20 protein-coding genes are annotated in these 16,452 nt (G+C 46.3%); 4 read left to right on the top strand and 16 right to left on the bottom strand.

The window, feature by feature from the left end; genetic code table 11:
• Positions 1 to 22: 22 nt before the first annotated feature.
• The 3 genes from ACED46_RS01005 to ACED46_RS00995 all read right to left on the bottom strand — a co-directional run bounded on the left by ACED46_RS01005 (position 23) and on the right by ACED46_RS00995 (position 3,189).
• Entirely contained in the window at positions 23 to 1,147 is a 1,125-nt protein-coding gene (locus ACED46_RS01005) for an alkene reductase (protein ID WP_371720744.1), read from the bottom strand.
• Positions 1,148 to 1,206: 59 nt separating this feature from the next.
• The gene (locus tag ACED46_RS01000; RefSeq protein ID WP_371720743.1) at positions 1,207 to 2,415 is read right to left on the bottom strand and encodes an MFS transporter; all 1,209 of its coding nucleotides are present in this window, start codon (positions 2,413 to 2,415) and stop codon (positions 1,207 to 1,209) included.
• A gap of 90 nt (positions 2,416 to 2,505) precedes the next feature.
• A complete protein-coding gene (locus ACED46_RS00995) occupies positions 2,506 to 3,189 on the bottom strand; it encodes an SDR family oxidoreductase (RefSeq protein WP_017077081.1) in 684 nt (227 codons plus the stop codon).
• Between the two features lie 173 nt (positions 3,190 to 3,362).
• Between ACED46_RS00995 and ACED46_RS00990 the strand changes: the two genes are divergently transcribed.
• From ACED46_RS00990 to ACED46_RS00975, 4 genes are all read left to right on the top strand, one after another.
• The gene (locus ACED46_RS00990; RefSeq protein WP_102320399.1) at positions 3,363 to 4,292 is read left to right on the top strand and encodes a LysR family transcriptional regulator; all 930 of its coding nucleotides are present in this window, start codon (positions 3,363 to 3,365) and stop codon (positions 4,290 to 4,292) included.
• A 113-nt stretch (positions 4,293 to 4,405) separates the two neighbouring features.
• Entirely contained in the window at positions 4,406 to 4,798 is a 393-nt protein-coding gene (locus ACED46_RS00985) for a GFA family protein (protein WP_017061270.1), read from the top strand.
• A 29-nt stretch (positions 4,799 to 4,827) separates the two neighbouring features.
• Positions 4,828 to 5,295 carry an OsmC family protein gene (locus tag ACED46_RS00980; RefSeq protein ID WP_017065091.1) on the top strand — a complete coding sequence of 156 codons (468 nt, stop codon included), beginning with the start codon at positions 4,828 to 4,830 and terminating at the stop codon, positions 5,293 to 5,295.
• A gap of 169 nt (positions 5,296 to 5,464) precedes the next feature.
• A complete protein-coding gene (locus ACED46_RS00975) occupies positions 5,465 to 5,809 on the top strand; it encodes a ribosome recycling factor family protein (protein WP_017061272.1) in 345 nt (114 codons plus the stop codon).
• Positions 5,810 to 5,953: 144 nt separating this feature from the next.
• On the opposite strand, the gene ACED46_RS00970 is transcribed toward ACED46_RS00975, so the two are convergent.
• The 13 genes from ACED46_RS00970 to ACED46_RS00910 all read right to left on the bottom strand — a co-directional run bounded on the left by ACED46_RS00970 (position 5,954) and on the right by ACED46_RS00910 (position 16,383).
• Positions 5,954 to 6,193, bottom strand: coding sequence for an RNA-binding protein (locus ACED46_RS00970; protein ID WP_017061273.1), 240 nt, complete (start codon positions 6,191 to 6,193; stop codon positions 5,954 to 5,956).
• Between the two features lie 131 nt (positions 6,194 to 6,324).
• Positions 6,325 to 6,993, bottom strand: coding sequence for an SDR family NAD(P)-dependent oxidoreductase (locus tag ACED46_RS00965; RefSeq protein ID WP_017065090.1), 669 nt, complete (start codon positions 6,991 to 6,993; stop codon positions 6,325 to 6,327).
• A gap of 263 nt (positions 6,994 to 7,256) precedes the next feature.
• Positions 7,257 to 7,520, bottom strand: coding sequence for a hypothetical protein (locus ACED46_RS00960; protein ID WP_017061275.1), 264 nt, complete (start codon positions 7,518 to 7,520; stop codon positions 7,257 to 7,259).
• Positions 7,521 to 7,766: 246 nt separating this feature from the next.
• A complete protein-coding gene (locus tag ACED46_RS00955) occupies positions 7,767 to 8,309 on the bottom strand; it encodes a DUF3833 domain-containing protein (RefSeq protein WP_065583946.1) in 543 nt (180 codons plus the stop codon).
• Positions 8,306 to 8,881, bottom strand: a complete 576-nt coding sequence (locus tag ACED46_RS00950) for a chalcone isomerase family protein (RefSeq protein WP_017061277.1) — start codon at positions 8,879 to 8,881, stop codon at positions 8,306 to 8,308. Before ACED46_RS00950 ends, ACED46_RS00955 begins: the two co-directional genes overlap by 4 nt.
• Positions 8,882 to 8,884: 3 nt before the next feature.
• Positions 8,885 to 9,406 (bottom strand): DUF2878 domain-containing protein, encoded by a 522-nt coding sequence (locus ACED46_RS00945; protein WP_371720741.1) that lies wholly within the window; start codon positions 9,404 to 9,406, stop codon positions 8,885 to 8,887.
• Entirely contained in the window at positions 9,384 to 10,664 is a 1,281-nt protein-coding gene (locus tag ACED46_RS00940) for a class I SAM-dependent methyltransferase (protein ID WP_371720740.1), read from the bottom strand. Before ACED46_RS00940 ends, ACED46_RS00945 begins: the two co-directional genes overlap by 23 nt.
• A gap of 105 nt (positions 10,665 to 10,769) precedes the next feature.
• Complete coding sequence (locus tag ACED46_RS00935) at positions 10,770 to 11,576, bottom strand: DUF1365 domain-containing protein (protein ID WP_017061280.1); 807 nt, start codon at positions 11,574 to 11,576, stop codon at positions 10,770 to 10,772.
• Complete coding sequence (locus tag ACED46_RS00930) at positions 11,573 to 12,844, bottom strand: NAD(P)/FAD-dependent oxidoreductase (protein WP_102428126.1); 1,272 nt, start codon at positions 12,842 to 12,844, stop codon at positions 11,573 to 11,575. Before ACED46_RS00930 ends, ACED46_RS00935 begins: the two co-directional genes overlap by 4 nt.
• Before the next feature lie 2 nt (positions 12,845 to 12,846).
• Positions 12,847 to 13,578, bottom strand: coding sequence for an SDR family NAD(P)-dependent oxidoreductase (locus ACED46_RS00925; RefSeq protein ID WP_136974016.1), 732 nt, complete (start codon positions 13,576 to 13,578; stop codon positions 12,847 to 12,849).
• Positions 13,578 to 14,009 carry a nuclear transport factor 2 family protein gene (locus ACED46_RS00920; protein WP_050647550.1) on the bottom strand — a complete coding sequence of 144 codons (432 nt, stop codon included), beginning with the start codon at positions 14,007 to 14,009 and terminating at the stop codon, positions 13,578 to 13,580. Before ACED46_RS00920 ends, ACED46_RS00925 begins: the two co-directional genes overlap by 1 nt.
• Before the next feature lie 14 nt (positions 14,010 to 14,023).
• A complete protein-coding gene (phrB, locus tag ACED46_RS00915; RefSeq protein ID WP_371720739.1) occupies positions 14,024 to 15,439 on the bottom strand; it encodes a deoxyribodipyrimidine photo-lyase in 1,416 nt (471 codons plus the stop codon).
• Positions 15,436 to 16,383 (bottom strand): DUF523 and DUF1722 domain-containing protein, encoded by a 948-nt coding sequence (locus ACED46_RS00910; RefSeq protein ID WP_017060965.1) that lies wholly within the window; start codon positions 16,381 to 16,383, stop codon positions 15,436 to 15,438. The genes phrB and ACED46_RS00910 overlap by 4 nt, the downstream gene beginning before the upstream one ends.
• Positions 16,384 to 16,452: the final 69 nt, after the last annotated feature.

Genomic DNA, 16,452 nt, shown 5'->3' with positions numbered 1-16,452 from the left:
TTCGCTTTTAGCGAATGTTTCGTTATGAATATTCTTTTAGAACATCGTGTTGAGGCTCCGCCAGCGTTGGATAATCGATGTAGCCTTTTTCGTTGCCGCCGAACAGAGTGGCGCCATCAAGATCGGATAGTTCGCTGCCGTTTTGTAGGCGTGAAACTAGATCTGGGTTAGCAACGAATGGGCGACCAAATGCGACGAGATCGGCGTAGCCTTTGCTTAGTACTTCTTCGGCGCGTTGTGGTGTGTAGCTGCCGGCAACGATGATGGTGTTAGAGAACAAGGCTCTTAGTTCGACACGGAAGCTTTCAGGGATAACTGGAGCATCATCCCAGTCGGCTTCTGATAGGTGCAGGTAAGCGATGTCTCGATCTTGAAGTGCCTTCGATGCCTCTAAAATCGTTGGTACGATATCTGGGCAGTTCATGTCTTTGAAGGTGATGAACGGCGCCAAGCGCACACCTACTTTATCGGCACCTATCTCTTCAATCACAGCATCAACCACTTCGATTAGGAAGCGAAGGCGGTTCTCGCGGCTACCGCCGTAGTTGTCGGTGCGTTTGTTTGAGTTGGTTCTTAGGAACTGATCAATCAGGTAGCCATTGCCACCGTGTATTTCCACTCCGTTGAACCCTGCCTCGACTGCTTTTTTCGCTGAGTTAGCAAAATCTTGAACAACACGATCGATGTCTGCTTGGGTCATCTCTCTTGGTTGGATGCAATCCACCATGTTGCCGTTACCATTCTCATCAGAGATCCAAACCTGCGTTTCTATTGGAGCTAATGCAGAAGGTGCAATCGGTAACTCGCCTTTTTGAAAGGTAGGGTGTGATACTCGGCCTACATGCCATAGCTGGCAGAATATCGCGGCACCTTGTGCTTTTGCTGCTGTTGTTACTGACTTCCAACCTTCGATTTGTGCATCGGTATAAACGCCGGGTGTGAATGAGTAACCTTGAGAGTCATCAGAGATCTGCGTTGCTTCCGTGATGATCAGCCCTGCACTTGCGCGTTGTTGGTAATAGGTTGCCATCATGTCGTTTGGCACGTTTCCAGGTTGGCTAGTACGAGCGCGTGTCATGGGTGCCATAACCACGCGGTTTTGTAGTGCTAGGCCTTTCAGTTCTGATGCTTCGAATAATTTGTTCATGGTTTCTACCTTGTTTTAATGCTGTGATCTTTCTTTTTGTATTGGGGCTATAAGTCGCGTTATTTGCTTTCTGCTGGGCTGAAAATAGAGTTGCTCTGTGGCTTTTCAGCTCGGTTAGCTTTGGCGATAAGTAGCAAGCCAATGACAGGGACAACAACGGCTGCGAATGGAATCATTCCAGCGCCTAACTGGCTGTCGAGTACCATGCCACCAAGGAATCCACCGAAGGCATTCGCTAGGTTAAACGCTGAGATATTGGCGGTTGCTGCTAACTCTTGGCCTTCGCCACCGTGGTTCATCACTCGAAGTTGCATAGCGGGAACGTTCGCAAATGATGCAATACCAAAGACAAATGCAGCTGCAACGAATAGGATTTTGTTGTCTACCACTAGGCCTACCACAATCAGTGAAGCGATCATCGCGACTGCCCAATACATTGAAGCTTTGCCTAGATTTTTATCTGAAGAGCGACCGCCCAAGGTGTTACCGATAATTAAGCCGACACCCACAATCACTAAGATCCAAGTAACAGACTCTTGACCGTAACCCGTGATGTGCATGGCGATAGGCGCAAGGTAGCCGTAAAGCGTCATGAAGCCAGACCAAGCAAAAGCGGTGATCGCCAAGCTGATGAGAAGCATTGGATTTTTGAATGCCAACAGCTGAGTTTTGATGTCTTTCGCTTCGCTGTGACCTGAAGATTTTATTGACGTTAAGATTGAAATCATGGCGATGGTGCCAAGTGCTGCCACGGTAAAGAAAGTGGTGTGCCAGCCGAATTGCAAGCTGACCCATGTACCAGCTGGAACGCCAAGAACGTTAGCGAGTGTTAAGCCTGCGAACATTTGGCCAACGGCACGACCTGCCATTTTTTCAGACACTAAGTTGGTTGCAACAACCGCACCGATACCATAAAAAGGGCCTTGCACTAAGCCTGCGATAACACGGCTGGCAAGTAGAAGTGGGTAGCTAGGAGCAAGGGCTGATAAGACATTACCGATGATGAACAGTGCCATTAAGCCAATCAGTACCATCTTCTTGTTAAAACGTGCGAGGTAGATGGTTAAGATCGGGCCACCAATAACGATAGCCAATGCGTAAGCACTGATTAGGTATCCGGCTTGACCTTCGGTGATCGAAAGGGATGTGGCAATTTGTGGAAGGATGCCTGCAATAACAAACTCAGCGGTGCCGATGGCAAAAGCTGCGAGTGTCAGTATCCAAACTTGGAATGGGATCTTTTCTTTATGGATCGCTTCTGATTTCATAGTGAAGTACCTGTGTTAATTCTTGTTTGTTAGGACGTGAGATACACGCCCTAACGATTGTTCTTTATGTCTTTGCTTCTTTGCGGAGTGTTAGCCGAGTAGAGCGCCGCCATCGATATCGATGATTGACCCTGTGACGTATGGGTTATTAATTACGAACAGGTAACCCATGGCTATCTCTGAAGGCTCGCCAACCTTGCCTGCGGGTAGGTTGTTTTTGGCGTTGTCGTACATGCTTGTACGAGCGGAATCGTCCATGTTTTTGTAGGCTTCCGTCATGGTTAAACCCGGGCTAACGGCATTGACTCGAATAGGTGATAGCTCTTTCGCCAGTATTTTGGTTACGCTTTCTAGTGCGGCGTTGATGGCGGTTTTTACGTAAGTACCAGCAACAACTTTGCGTGACAACATGCCAGTTGTGAACGTGATAGACCCGTTTGGTGTCATGTAACGAGCGGCATGTTTGGCTACGTTTAAGCTGCCCCAAAACTTAGTGTCAAAAGCTGTCTTGGCGTCTGCGGTTGCTACGTCTGTTACTTTTCCTGCGGGAGCGGATGAGCCAGCCGTTACGATTAAGTGGTCAAACACGCCAATCGATTCGAAGTATTCACAAATCGACTTTTCATCGGTGATATCAACGCCTGTGTGTCGGCTGGCAATATGTACCGTGTTGTTCTCGTTTCTTAGTTGCATCGCTAGTGCTTTGCCGATACCTGATGTGCCACCAATGATGACGAAAGTGCGTTGCTCTTGTTTAGTCGATTCGTTAGTCATGCTCTGAATTCCTGCGTTGTTCTGTTGATGTTTGCCATTATATTTATTCGACTAAATTTGATAATTGGTTAAAATATAAATTCATTATTCGTTTAACCTGAATAGTGTGACTGAGTATTCAAATCGAGCATTAAGATCGAGAAGTAAGACGAAGAGGTGGAAGCGAGAATCGTATGGATAAGTTTTCAGATATGGCGATGTTCGTGAGCATTGTTAAGCATCACGGGTTAGCGGCGGCGGGGCGAGAGTTAGGGCTTTCTCCTGCGACCATGACAGCAAGGCTGCAGGCGCTTGAAGAACGATATGGTGTGAAGTTGTTGAATCGAAGCACGCGTCATGTGTCTTTAACCGACTCTGGCGAGCTGTATCACAAGGCGTGTCTGGAGATATTGGATAATGTCAGTGAGGCCGAAAACCTGATCCAAAATGGCGTCAAAGAGGTCAAAGGTCCACTCAAAATCGCCGCGCCGAAAGACATCGGAAAGCAGTACATTCTTCCGATTCTCTCTGAGTTCTGTCAGCAATATCCCGACGTGATCCCTTACCTCTACTTGAACGATAACCTCTCGAACATTGCTGAATCTGGCATGGATATCGTGGTCCGTTATGGTGAATTGGTCGACAGCAGTTTGATATCCAGACGCTTGTCACCAAGCCGACGTGTGCTGTGTGCTTCTCCTGAATATCTTGCCAAGCATGGAACACCGTTAACACCACAAGATTTGGTTGATCACGATTGTTTAGCCATGCTGCGCAGCAATGAAGAGCTCAAGACATGGCACTTCCAAGATCATGATATGAAGAAGTCGATTACTGTTGTTCCAAAGCGATTTTCAGACGATGGCGAAGTGATTCGCTACTGGGCATTAAAAGGCGAGGGCATTGCTCTTAAATCGGTACTGGATGTGCAAGGCGACATCAATAACCAGCGCCTTGTGACGCTGCTTAATGGCTACATGAAGAACTTCAACACCGCGATGTCGGTGTCGAGTGCCGATTTGAATGTGGTGTACATCAGCAAGAAATATCAGCCCAAGCGTATCCGGTTGTTTCTTGATTTCTTGTTTGAGCGGTTTGGCGATTTGGTTGAAAAGTCTAGTTAGATTAGCCGAGAAGCAGCGCATGACAGATCTCTCGAACTCAACACCCGGGTACGGACAGAGAACATTGAACTGGTTATGATACGACCAACATAAGGATGTGATTGGAGAGAAAAATGAAAGTCGTCGGAGATACGGTTATCCAACCTTTTCACAAGGCAACCTGCCATTGCGGTGCGGTTGAACTAGAGTTCAGCTTACCTAACGGGATAGAAAAACCACGCCGCTGTGATTGCTCTATCTGTCGTCGCAGGGGAGCGATTGTGGGCTCTGTTGCACTGGACGGCATCAAGATCCTCAAAGGTGCGGAGCATCTCAAGCTTTATCAATTCAATACCAATACCGCGAAGCATTACTTCTGTTCAAACTGCGGTATCTATACCCATCATCAGCGCCGTTCTAGCCCAAACGAATACGGTTTTAACATCGGCTGTTTGGAAGGGGTGAATCCTTTTGATATTGGTGATGTGGTGACCAACGATGGTGTCAATCATCCAGCTGATCGTTAATTTATTGAGCTTTAAAAAGGGAAGAAATTATGTCTGAATACGGAGCGATCATTCGCTGGAAAAAAGCAGAAGATGAAGTCTTTAGCGACAATCAATACAGTCGAGGTCATACGTGGGAGTTCGATGGTGGTGTCACTGTGCCTGCTTCGTCCTCTCCACATGTTGTGCCACTGCCGTTTTCGGTGGAAGCGAATGTTGATCCAGAAGAAGCGTTTATCGCGGCACTTTCTAGCTGCCATATGCTGACGTTTTTGGGCATTGCCGCAAAGCAGAAGTACGTGATCGACTCCTATGTCGATGATGCGATTGGTGTGCTGGAAGAAGATGAATCTGGCCGCTCATCGGTCACTAAGGTGACTCTGCGCCCTAAAATTGTGTTTTTAGGTACCAAAAAGCCCACCGCCAAGCAGCTCGACAAACTGCACCACTTGGCGCACAAAAACTGCTTTATCGCGAACTCGGTAAAAACGGACATTGTGGTAGAAACTAAAGCGTAAACCACACACGTTAACATCCAAAAACCGCGAGGTTGCTTAGTGCATCACTGGCGGTTTTTTTGTGTCTGTGTAATCCTACGTACGGTTTTAATTGAGTGACAGTTAGAAAGTTTTGAGAGATAGGTAGAGAGCTCTTGAATGGTAGGAATAGATTGGTTAGCAGAGAGTTATGTTTAGCGTCCCATTGAATAGTTTTGTACATCGTGTGAGTGATAAAAGCCAAGTGATGGTGAATGCTGCGGAATGTGGATGTCAGTTGAAACGAGTTCGTCGTTCGCGTAATTGGCTGTTGGTCGCTCAAGAGTATCAACTCGTTGAATTTAAAACGATGTTAACCCATGAAAAAGACGGTTGGATAGCAATTGCAATCGACAAAGTGCTGCCTAAACCCGTGGTGTGTTTGGCATCTCTGTTGGCCGCTACACCTTCAATGACTGTGGCTCAGCTGGTGATGGAATCTGGATGTTCAATGGCCGAAGCAAGACGTGCTATTGATGAACATGAAGGTCTGTAGGCGTATTCAAATCGTGTGAAAAGAGAATTGCGAGCAGCAAAAAGCCCGTAACGATATTGCGCTGGAAAACGTCATATCGTTACGGGCTTTATCATCTGTGCTGCTGTTAAGCTAAGCCATGCGGCTTATGAAGCATTGAATCGATTAAGAGTTCGCTACTTTTACACGAATCGTGTTTTTGCCAAGCTTTGACAAGTTCAGCTTGTTTAGTGCCGCTTTAGCTTCTTCTTGCTCTGGCATTTCAACAAAAGCGAAGCCTTTTGAGTCGCCAGTTTCTTGGTCTAAAACTAGGCTGCACTCTTTTACTGAGCCAAACTCAGAAAATAGCACACGGATGTCTTGCTCAGAGGTAGAGCGCGATAGGTTACGAACTAGAAGTTTCATAATAAACCTTGAATATGAATTTACGCCGAGCATTGTCGCACACTTTCATGCTCACCCTCACAAATAATTACTCTAATCATTTCTTTGGTAATGTGTCGCTCTATTTACCGATTAAGCGAGCTGTTTACCTGCTAGCCGCGGTTTATCGTGATATCTGACACGAATCCATGCTCTGTGCTGGTCAACGCCTGTTGTAGCATCTGAGCGGCTTCTTGCGCGGTCATAAAGCTCGAGGTATCCATGCCTTTACCGCTTGTATTCCAAAACTCGGTCGCCATTCCTCCAGGGTAAACCGCCACGATTTTCATCGGGTGACCTTTTAGCTCTAACCTTACCGATTCGATAAAGCCTTTCACGGCCCATTTTGCCGCGCAGTAGGTGGACTCTTCAGCTTTAGCACCTTGTGCCGCCGTCGACATCACCACAGCGATGGTGACCGATTGATCTTTGTAGCGCTGTACAAGCTCGCGAATCAAAAAGATCGAAGACTCAATATTGTTCTTCAGCATGTCGCTGATGATGGTTGGATCTTGCTGTTCTATCTTACCGAAGTACCCACTGCCAGCGCTGTGGATCACCAGCTTCGGCATTTCAGGTAACGCATCCAATAACTCGCTCACTGAGTGCGGGTCACAGAGATCACACGCTTGGCTAATGGTATTCGCAGGTAGGCCTTGCGCCACTTCTGCTAAACGTTGTGCATTGCGACCTGTAATGGCTACGCGCTGAGCGTCGGCGTTAGCATATTGTTTCGCGAGAGCTGCGCCTAAACCGCTGCTTGATCCGGTAATTAAAATCATACTGTCTTCAATTTGTAGAGTTGATTCGAGATAGTAAGGGGCTAGGCTAAGATTTTCTGAGATCTATGGCTAAAGTTGATCGATAGCCTGGTTGATAGGTTAATAGCTTGGGTGATTGGTCGAGCGGTAAGGCTGAGCTAAGAAAGTGGGGGAAAGCCGTTAAGAATCGACGGGTTTAGCAAGAAATAACAGCGTTAAAAAACAACGAACTAACAAGTAAAAGCGCCGGCATAGAGCCAGCGCTTTTGAGTAATCATAAGTGATTATTCGTCGTCGAACTGTTTGATCGTGAACGCGTCTTCGATTCGGTTAAGCTCTTCTTGTTCTTTCACTCGCTTCTCTTCTTGCAGAGTCGCTCTCGTTTCGTTGAAACGTTTTTTCTCTGACTTAGTCAGGAATTTTACAGCTTTTTTGTTGGTCAGTGCGTAAGCAACTACGTCTTCACCTTTTTCTCTGCGGTCGTTTACGCGTTGTGAGAAACGTTCATTGTCGCGAGCTTTACGCTCCGCTGAGGTCAACTTGCTCATGCTTTAAAGCCTTTTCAATTATTCATGGTAGGGAATCTACGCTTAGCGAAACAAATGGGGACTGCTTAGTGTCAGTCTAGTCCATTTGTATGCTGGTGGCGCATCTTAGCACAATGGCTTGAGCATGCAGGTATGCTATTCGAGGGATCAAACAAAACAGCCCACAATTTTCGTTGTGGGCTGTTTTGTTACGTACTGTAGATGTAGTCATCGTTTTAAAACTAAGAATCAGAAACGGCAGTTACATCAAATCTTCTCGATGTATAAGATGACCTCTCCGACTTTAAAGCCAAACTTAGACATCTCAGTCTTGTTGAACAAGCGTTTATCGTCCATTAAGAACATCCAATCATCGAGCACCACTTCATAGGTGCTGCCGTCTACTTCAATCTCTAAGTCATATTTCCAATACAGCGCAGAACCTTGGGTTTCACCATAAGCGGTTCCAACGACATCGTTGGCAGTCCCAGAATAGGTGTTTTCGCCCGTTTTGATCAGATTCCAAACGCGAGTTGAGCGCTCGCCATCAGCAAAAGAGAACCACTCTTTTATTTTTCCGTTGTCACCGTCCCAAGTCGCGATCAGTTTGGCATCAAAGCGGCGCAGTAAGTTACCAGAGCGGTCTAGCACCATGCCGTAGGCCATTAGCTCGCCATTAAAAAAGGTTTCAAGCTTGAGCTCTGGCGTAGTGTCGACATGGTCTTCTAAACTTGCAGAGCCACAGCCCACTAGCCAAGTTAGTGAAAAAAATGCCAGAGCAAATTTTATTATTGTTGTTTTTGGATTCATTTGTTCAAACCTAAAAGTTGTTTACGAAGACCGGGTTCAGAGGTGTTTTCAGACAACCAAATCGCTAGAAAGGCTTCACCAAATTGCTTGTCTTGGATGGTGCCGATCGGTTGTTCATCGAAATAAAAACGACTTACGTTATCTTCAGCGACACGAATCGTGAGTGTGCTTCCTTCTTCCACGTTCGGCCACATCGCGTACAAGGGTTTCAACCAACGTTGAATGTTGCTGTCAGAGTAGCCAAGCTTGTTCCACTGATCTTCGGTAGCGTCTACGAGGTCTTTGCTATCGATAGAGCGGTAATACTCAAGCTTCAAAGCTCGTTCGGAGTTGGTTGGAGTCGCGTAGAATTCTGCCGAGTAGAGAGTCCAAAACAGGTAACTCATTTCACCCTCACCACGTTTGTTCAGATCATCGACAGCAGAGGCTCTAGCGTGTCCGGCAAATAACAGCGCAGCAAAGATTAACGGGAGAGTAATAAAGCTTAGAAGTGTGTTTTTTGCTTGCTGATGAGCGCGAACAATACCTCGCTCAGGTTTGAACGTTTGTGTCGGGTTGCGTGGATAAGCCATAAGTCACCTCGTTATTGCCATTTTAGGTTGTATTAAGTTGGAGTAGGCGGCCACCAGTAAGGGCAACAAAATCCCCCAACTTATTGCAAGGGCAGCAACTACCGATGCATCTGGCCAAGTAGTAAGAAGAGCACCTGCTTTGATGCCTCCCCAATAACTACTAGTACCTGCTACGAACCCTATGACAAACAAGATCACTTTCGAGCATTTTAAAAGCCAATTTAGGCTGTGGTTAAAACTGATTAAGAACATGATCCACAGGCAGACAAGCCACACCGGGAACCACGATTGATTCGCAATTTCAGAGTCGACGGCAAACACGCCGAAGTGGAGTAAGAGGCTATCAAGCAATAGCCCCAATGGTAATAAAATGAGTATTTTCAGATCGCTACTGCGAGTAGGGGAGAGAAGGAAGTGAACGGCCACAATCAGTGGCGCCACGAACGGGGCTTGCGCGGTAAAGAACGCGCTGCAAACCCAGGTCGCTTGAAACAGAACGAGATTAATAATCCAAAACCGTTTCATCTTTTGCTCCAAAGTAACGAGGTTTTCTAGCAACTAAGTGATGAGTACTGATCACGCGCTCTTTGAATGCACCTTCACAGTAGCAGAAGTAGAAGATCCACAAGCGCTTAAACTCTTCTGAATAGCCGAGAGACTCTAACTCTTCCCAACTGTTTTCAAAGGCGATGTTCCAATCATTAAGCGTTCGAGCGTAGTGCAGGCCAATGTCATCAATTTCTTGGACAACAAGGTCTGTACTGGTCGCAAGGTGTTGGGTCATCACTGAAACCGAAGGGAGACAGCCGCCAGGGAAGATGTACTTCTGAATAAAGTCGACGCCTTTGCGATATTTGTCGTAACGACTGTCGGCAATGGTGATTGCTTGAATCAGCATTTTGCCTGATGGTTTCAACAGTGAAGAACATTTCTCAAAGAAGGTCTGTAGATATTCATGGCCGACCGCCTCAATCATCTCGATAGAGACCAACTTGTCATACTCACCAGTGAGGTTACGATAATCCTCTTTAAGCAGGGTGATTTTGTCGGTTAAGCCAAGCGCTTTTACTCTCTGTTCTGCAAGCGCGTGTTGGGCATCTGAGATTGTGGTTGTGGTGACATGGCATCCGTAGTGTTGCGCCATGAATATCGCTAAGCCACCCCAGCCCGTGCCTATCTCGACCACGTTATCGTTCTCTGACAACTCTAATCGCTCACAGATGGTTTTCATTTTGTTTTGCTGAGCTTTGGATAGGGTTTCTGCTTCTTCGCTGTAGATAGCGGAAGAGTATTGCATCGAGCTGTCTAGGAAGCGCTCATACAGTTCGTTGCCAATATCGTAGTGAGCAAGAATATTACGTTTAGAGCCTTGCTCGGTATTGGCATTCTTACGACGCAACAATAGGTTTTTGATGCGAGAAATCCATTGCGTTTTATCGTCAAGCTCGTCGAGTTGAGATTGATTTCGAGCCATGATTTGAATCACTTTGGTGAGATCTGGGCTTGTCCATTTTCCATCAATGTAGGCCTCAGATGCGCCGATACTGCCGTTGATGACCACATCTCTAAAAAAGGTCGCATCATGAATCACGATTCGACCTTTCAATTCAGCTTCTCGATCACCAAATACTGAATGCTGGTCGCGCTCAATGATTTCAAGCGTTGCGAATTGCAGGCTTTCTAACACCTTGAAGATTAAAGCTCGATATTTACAGTTGCTTGAAACAGCAACGGCTTTAGCTTGTTGTTCAATATTGTCGTTTTGTTTGGCAAGCTGTTCCATGTAAACCTCGCTGATAACTCATTCTAATATTTTGTGCCAACTAAGCTGAGTTCAGCTCCTTGATTGGAGCGAACCCAAGCTAGAAATGATTTCTGTTTTAAGCGCTTAAGATGTTGAGTCTGGATGCGCCACAAACGGTACTTTTTTCAGGAATAATTTGAGAGCCTGATAATAAATTCCCATCACGACTTTTATCGTCATCGCCGGAATCTTGAATACCGTTCGTCTAATGTTTGTCTTGGTTACTGACTGCTTCGTCAGGGCCAGTGTCGCATCGAAAAGCTTGTCGTCTCGGCGGCTTTCGATGTGAACTAACGTGCGTTTCGCTGGTGGCTTAATCTTCCAAAAATAAGTCATGTTCAAATCCATGAACGGCGAAACGTGAAACTCTTTTTTTACCTTCAATTCTTGGTGCATGTCGATGAGATAGTAGTGTCTTTCTCGCCAAGGCGTGTTACTCACCTCAGCCAACATGTACTTACAATCTCCAGTCTCGTCATAACAGAAGAAACAGTTGATTGGGCTGAAGTAGATGCCTAAACAGCGGCACTGAGCCAGCATCGTCACACGGTTTGAATCAGACCAAACCCCACCAAGTTGTTGCACTTTGGAAGCTATACGTTGCTTAAGTGATTTTGGTTCATCCGTGGTGACATTTTCTTTTTTTTCAGCTAGATAATCCGATTCGACAAAGCGAATCGGGTTGTACCAACGAGTTCCGAACAGCGCACTGCGCGCTGTGGTTTGGGGAAGCTCATCAAGATCTAACCCCATCATATACAGCTGATAGCTGAACTCATGAGTGATGTCGCCAAAGCGGCGATGTCTGACGTTACCCCAATAGATACCGCTGAGCTCTTCACTCTTTTCGGATGCGATCCCCATCTCGGGTGTCAGGGTTTGACTGTTCATAGCGCGGAACTCGTACTCAAATCTAAACCGAAGCGTTTGGTCACATCGAGTGCACTGTGGACACCGTCTTCATGGAAGCCGTTATACCAATAAGCGCCAGCAAAGTGCGTCTGGTTTTTGCCACAGATTTGCTCACGCTTGTGCTGAGCTTCGACCGTGTTCGAATTAAGTACCGGGTGATGATAAACAAAGCTGCGAATAATTTTTTCTGGGTCGATGGCTTCGCTTTGATTCAAGGTGACACAGAAGGTGTCTTGGCTTTCGATGCCTTGCAGAATGTTCATGTTGTACGTGACACAGGCAGGTCGTTTACTGTCGCCATCCAACATGTAGTTCCAGCTTGCCCAAGCCAGTTTTCTGTCTGGTAACAAGCGAGTATCGGTGTGCAGAACCACTTCATTGCGGCTGTATGGGATCTCGCCCAGTACCTGTTGCTCTTGTTCTGTTGCATCACCAAGCAAACGTAAGGCTTGGTCTGAGTGGCAAGCAAAGATTACTTCGTCGAAACCTTGTGCGCTGCCATCTTCAAATTCAATCGTGACGCCTGTTTCTTGGCGAGTCACTTGTTTAATCGATGTATTCAGTGCAACAGTCTTACTTAGGCGTGAAAGGATGATTTCAACATAAGAACGCGATCCCTTTGGTATCACATACCACTGAGGACGGTTCGCGATATCGAGCAATCCGTGGTTGTAGAAAAACTGAATGAAGAACTTGAGCTCAAACTCTTCCATTTCTTCCAAGCTTGTCGACCAAATCGCCGCGCCCATCGGTAAGATGTAGTGCTGGCTGAAAAAGTCGGAAAATTGATTATCTCGTAGGAAACTGCCAAGGGTAACGTCTGGTGTGAATTCATTGCTTTCAAACTGAGCCTTACACAGCTTGTTGAACTTGAGAATGTCAGACACTAAAGACCAGAACTGAGGTTTGAAGATGTTGCTCCTCTGCGCGAATAACGAATTAATGCTGTGGCCGTTGTATTCAAACTTGGTCGTCGTGTTGTGGACGCTGAAGCTCATCTCAGTCGGTTGCCTTTCGACATCGAGTTGTTCTAGAAGCTGATTGAAATTCGGGTAGGTTCGATCGTTGAATACGATGAAACCTGTATCTATCGAAAACGCCGAGCCTTGATGTTCAATATCAACGGTCGCGGTGTGCCCCCCAACGTAATCATTCTTTTCGAATACTGTTACGTCGTGGTGCTTATCTAATATATGCGCGCAAGTGAGTCCAGAGATACCTGAACCAATAATGGCGATTTTCTTCATTGTTATACCATCCTTGAAGCGAGTTTTTGCCAAACTGGAGTTGGAAGCATTCTTAGTAGCTTCATCAACATGATGAATCGTCTTGGGAAATCAATTTCACTCTTTCCTTGAGCGATACCATTTACGATTCGCTGAGTTGCGGCCTCACTACTAATAATCATAGGCATAGAGAATGTATTTCGCTCGGTTAATGGCGTTTCAACAAAGCCAGGGTGCACAATTGAGACATGAATGTTGTGCGTTGCCAGATCAACCGAAAGTGTTCTGCCTAAGTAGGTGAGAGCTGCCTTTGAAGCGCCATAAGCCTCGGCTCTTGGCAAAGGTAAAAAGCTGGCGCTGGAGCTGACTAAAACCAAACGGCCGCCGGGCTTGATGTTTTTTAACCAAGCTTTAAGGGCGTAGCCAATTGAAATTAGGTTTATGTTGATGACGCGCTCGAATAGCTCGGCATCAAAGTTCACTGGGTCGTCGATGTACTCACAATCACCTGCATTTAAAATCAGCAGGTCGAGCGGCTTGTCTTGGTCGAGTTCTGGAAAGTTGTGGTAATCAGTCAGATCGAAACAGAGCGGTGTAATTGATGAATGCGCGATGTCTGTATCGTGAGAATCAACTAAGGCTTGCAGTTTGTCTGGATTGCGGCCACAAGCAATCACCTGATGCCCTTGCTGAGCGTAATCTTTAGCTAGGGATTGGCCGATACCTGAGGTCGCGCCTGTAATCATAATATGCATTATCGACTCGCTCTCTTTTTGATGGATTTTATCGCGCAGCCCAGTACTGGAATGTGTTCATACAACATAGAACCGACGTCGAGGTAGTCTCTGTGGTAAATCACTTGACCGTCGAGCATCTTGAGATGGCTGTGTCCTTGTACTTCGATTGGCTTTTGCCCATTTAATTGCTTGTGAGCAAACTGCATCGTCCAGTAAACGGAAGCTTCGTCGTTCGCTTCGAAAGTGTGTTCGATATGAAAGTAACAGCTGGTTACTTGGGTGTAGAGGTTCTCGAAGTAGTGCGTAAGCGCCGAAATACCGCTGACATGATGCAGCGGATCTTGGAATTCAATATCAGGGTGATAAACCGTCTTAAGCACGTCGAAATTGTCGGTTCCGAGTTCTCGATACATGTTGAGAAAGTTATCAAGCCATAGAGAGTTATCCATAATATTCACTCTAATTATTTGAAGAAGGCTAAGGCTCTCAATCGTGCTTCTTTATGCTCAACGATGGGTTGCCAGTATTCGCTGTCTATTCCGTTTTTAGCGATAAAGTCATGTGGGAAATGTACATGCTTATCTGGGATATTTTGCAGCTCTGGTATGTACTTACGAATAAAAATTCCTTTTGGATCAAACTTTTCACTCTGAGTGATTGGATTGAAAATTCGGAAGTAAGGTTGAGCATCACAGCCAGTACTTGAAGCCCACTGCCAGCCACCATTGTTGGCGCTAAAGTCTCCGTCGATAAGGTGCGACATAAAGAAACGCTCGCCCCAACGCCAGTCAATAAGCAGGTGCTTGGTTAGGAAGCTTGCCACCACCATTCTTAGTCTGTTGTGCATCCAGCCCGTTTCAACCAGTTGACGCATTGCGGCATCAACCAATGGATATCCTGTTTTTCCTTCGCACCAAGCTTTGAAGCTAGGATGATCGTGATACCAATCTAAACCATTGTATTTTTGCTGAAAGTTAGCACCTTTGACCAGTTTAGGGTGGTGGCACATCAAATGCTTATAAAAATCTCGCCAAATCAATTCATTGAGCCAACAAAAGGCCGGTAATTGCGTATCAAATAACAGATCGGGTTGCTGCTGAATCAATTGAATCGCTAACCAACGTGGGCTCACGGCGCCAATCGCTAAATAAGGTGATAGCCCCGATGTTCCTTTAACTGAGGGAATATCTCTCAGACGTGCGTAGTCGTTGACTTTATTGCCTAAGAAATTGGGGATCACATTGCCCAATACATCTTGGCTTAATGGCCAGCGACTCGAATCAACACGCGGAAAATCGAAATCATAGTCAGCAGAGATGGTTAAGGCTTGTAAGTCGTCAGGAAGCTGTGTTTGTGAACGTTCAGCTGACTCGACAGGAGCTGGACTGCAGATGATGCCTTTCACCTGAACTTCTTTTAACCAAGCGTTCTTAAAGGGCGTAAAGACTTTGAACATCTCGCCTTGTTTGTTGAGAACGCTACCGAGTGGCAGCATAACGTCACAATCGCTGATCTTCAGGTTTAGGCCGCTTGAAATCAGCTTTTTATCGCGAGCTTGTTCATCGACCTCTGGTTCAGAGTTAGCGTAGACGCACTTGGCATCAAGCTGCTGGCACAAATCGATGAGCTGTTTGGATTGGTCGTCAAAGTCGCTAGCTTTCAGGTGAAGCAACGTTATCCCGAATTCAGCGAGCTGGGAATCGAGTTGTTTTAGATGACGATAGATGAAATCAGCTTTGATCGGCGCAAGATGGTGTTGCCGCCACGTTTGAGGCGTTGAAATGAAAACGGCGGTCGTTACGCCGTTTTCAACTGCCGCGACGAGCGCTGGGTTATCGTGAATCCGCAGGTCTCGTCGTATCCATAGTATGTCGCTCAATATCCGTATCTCAGTTTAAGTTCTTGAGGGTGCGGGTTTAGGTAAACCTGTGATTCTAGGTATTCGTTCGGGTATTCCATCAGGTAGTGATTGATCAGTGTCAGTGGCACTAGCAGTGGAACAACGCCCTCTCTGAATGATGCGATCTGGTTGGTCAGCTCTTGCTTGTGAGCGCTACTCAGTTGTTTTTTAAAGTAACCCTGCAAATGATGCAGCGTATTGGCGTGACTGCCTCGATTCGCGTGATGAGACAACGCCGTCATCAAGCCTTCGATGTATTGAGCCGCTAGTTCGTCGATATCTAAATCATTACCCGCTAGCAGTTTGCCTAAGCTTTTGTAACCCTCAACGTGGTGACACATGACTAGATATTTGTGGGCGCTGTGGAACTGAATCAGTTTGTGCTTGGTCACACCTTCATCCACAAGATCGAGCCATTTTTGGTAAGTGAACACTCGAGTCATGAAGTTTTCACGCAAAATGGGATCGTTAAGGCGGCCGTTTTCTTCAACGGGAAGTAACGGGTTGCCGTCCATAATTTGTTGGGTGAACATGCCTATGCCTGTCGATTCAGAGCCGCGACCATGGTGGTGGTACACCTTCACGCGCTCCATGCCGCAGGTTGGGCTTTTTTGACACACAATAAAGCCAGCAATGTGTTGGTTTTTCTTTGAGTAGTTTTGACCGAACTCGATCAGTTCGTTGGTCACATCACCTGAGCCATCAGGGCGAGAAACATGGATGATGTCATCTAGCATTCTTGTTTGACGAATGGTTGGACGAGGGGTTGGAAGACCAACAGCCATCTCTGGGCAAACAGGTTCCAATTCCACGTAGTCTGCTAGGTCGTCTGTACAAAAACGAGAGCGTTTATGACCTGTGTCGAAACGTACTTTGTGTCCAGCAACACATGCACTGATACCGATTTTGATTTTCTTTTCCATTGGCCAACTCCTTTGCTCTTACTCTGAGCTTTTTCTTATAGTTCAACATTGCTAATCGTATTTACAGAG

Origin of the sequence: Vibrio sp. 1S139, from assembly GCF_041439475.1 — a bacterium.
Taxonomy (GTDB): Bacteria; Pseudomonadota; Gammaproteobacteria; order Enterobacterales; family Vibrionaceae; genus Vibrio; species Vibrio crassostreae_C.
The sequence above is the reverse complement of the archived record's forward strand: the minus strand, read 5'-3'. Positions and strand labels throughout refer to the sequence as shown.

Excerpts from the sequence above, each read along its gene's own strand:
- ACED46_RS01005 (WP_371720744.1), bottom strand. The coding sequence starts at position 1,147 with ATGAACAAATTATTCGAAGCATCAGAACTGAAAGGCCTAGCACTACAA.
- ACED46_RS01000 (WP_371720743.1), bottom strand. The coding sequence starts at position 2,415 with ATGAAATCAGAAGCGATCCATAAAGAAAAGATCCCATTCCAAGTTTGG.
- ACED46_RS00995 (WP_017077081.1), bottom strand. The coding sequence starts at position 3,189 with ATGACTAACGAATCGACTAAACAAGAGCAACGCACTTTCGTCATCATT.
- ACED46_RS00990 (WP_102320399.1), top strand. The coding sequence starts at position 3,363 with ATGGATAAGTTTTCAGATATGGCGATGTTCGTGAGCATTGTTAAGCAT.
- ACED46_RS00985 (WP_017061270.1), top strand. The coding sequence starts at position 4,406 with ATGAAAGTCGTCGGAGATACGGTTATCCAACCTTTTCACAAGGCAACC.
- ACED46_RS00980 (WP_017065091.1), top strand. The coding sequence starts at position 4,828 with ATGTCTGAATACGGAGCGATCATTCGCTGGAAAAAAGCAGAAGATGAA.
- ACED46_RS00975 (WP_017061272.1), top strand. The coding sequence starts at position 5,465 with ATGTTTAGCGTCCCATTGAATAGTTTTGTACATCGTGTGAGTGATAAA.
- ACED46_RS00970 (WP_017061273.1), bottom strand. The coding sequence starts at position 6,193 with ATGAAACTTCTAGTTCGTAACCTATCGCGCTCTACCTCTGAGCAAGAC.
- ACED46_RS00965 (WP_017065090.1), bottom strand. The coding sequence starts at position 6,993 with ATGATTTTAATTACCGGATCAAGCAGCGGTTTAGGCGCAGCTCTCGCG.
- ACED46_RS00960 (WP_017061275.1), bottom strand. The coding sequence starts at position 7,520 with ATGAGCAAGTTGACCTCAGCGGAGCGTAAAGCTCGCGACAATGAACGT.
- ACED46_RS00955 (WP_065583946.1), bottom strand. The coding sequence starts at position 8,309 with ATGAATCCAAAAACAACAATAATAAAATTTGCTCTGGCATTTTTTTCA.
- ACED46_RS00950 (WP_017061277.1), bottom strand. The coding sequence starts at position 8,881 with ATGGCTTATCCACGCAACCCGACACAAACGTTCAAACCTGAGCGAGGT.
- ACED46_RS00945 (WP_371720741.1), bottom strand. The coding sequence starts at position 9,406 with ATGAAACGGTTTTGGATTATTAATCTCGTTCTGTTTCAAGCGACCTGG.
- ACED46_RS00940 (WP_371720740.1), bottom strand. The coding sequence starts at position 10,664 with ATGGAACAGCTTGCCAAACAAAACGACAATATTGAACAACAAGCTAAA.
- ACED46_RS00935 (WP_017061280.1), bottom strand. The coding sequence starts at position 11,576 with ATGAACAGTCAAACCCTGACACCCGAGATGGGGATCGCATCCGAAAAG.
- ACED46_RS00930 (WP_102428126.1), bottom strand. The coding sequence starts at position 12,844 with ATGAAGAAAATCGCCATTATTGGTTCAGGTATCTCTGGACTCACTTGC.
- ACED46_RS00925 (WP_136974016.1), bottom strand. The coding sequence starts at position 13,578 with ATGCATATTATGATTACAGGCGCGACCTCAGGTATCGGCCAATCCCTA.
- ACED46_RS00920 (WP_050647550.1), bottom strand. The coding sequence starts at position 14,009 with ATGGATAACTCTCTATGGCTTGATAACTTTCTCAACATGTATCGAGAA.
- ACED46_RS00910 (WP_017060965.1), bottom strand. The coding sequence starts at position 16,383 with ATGGAAAAGAAAATCAAAATCGGTATCAGTGCATGTGTTGCTGGACAC.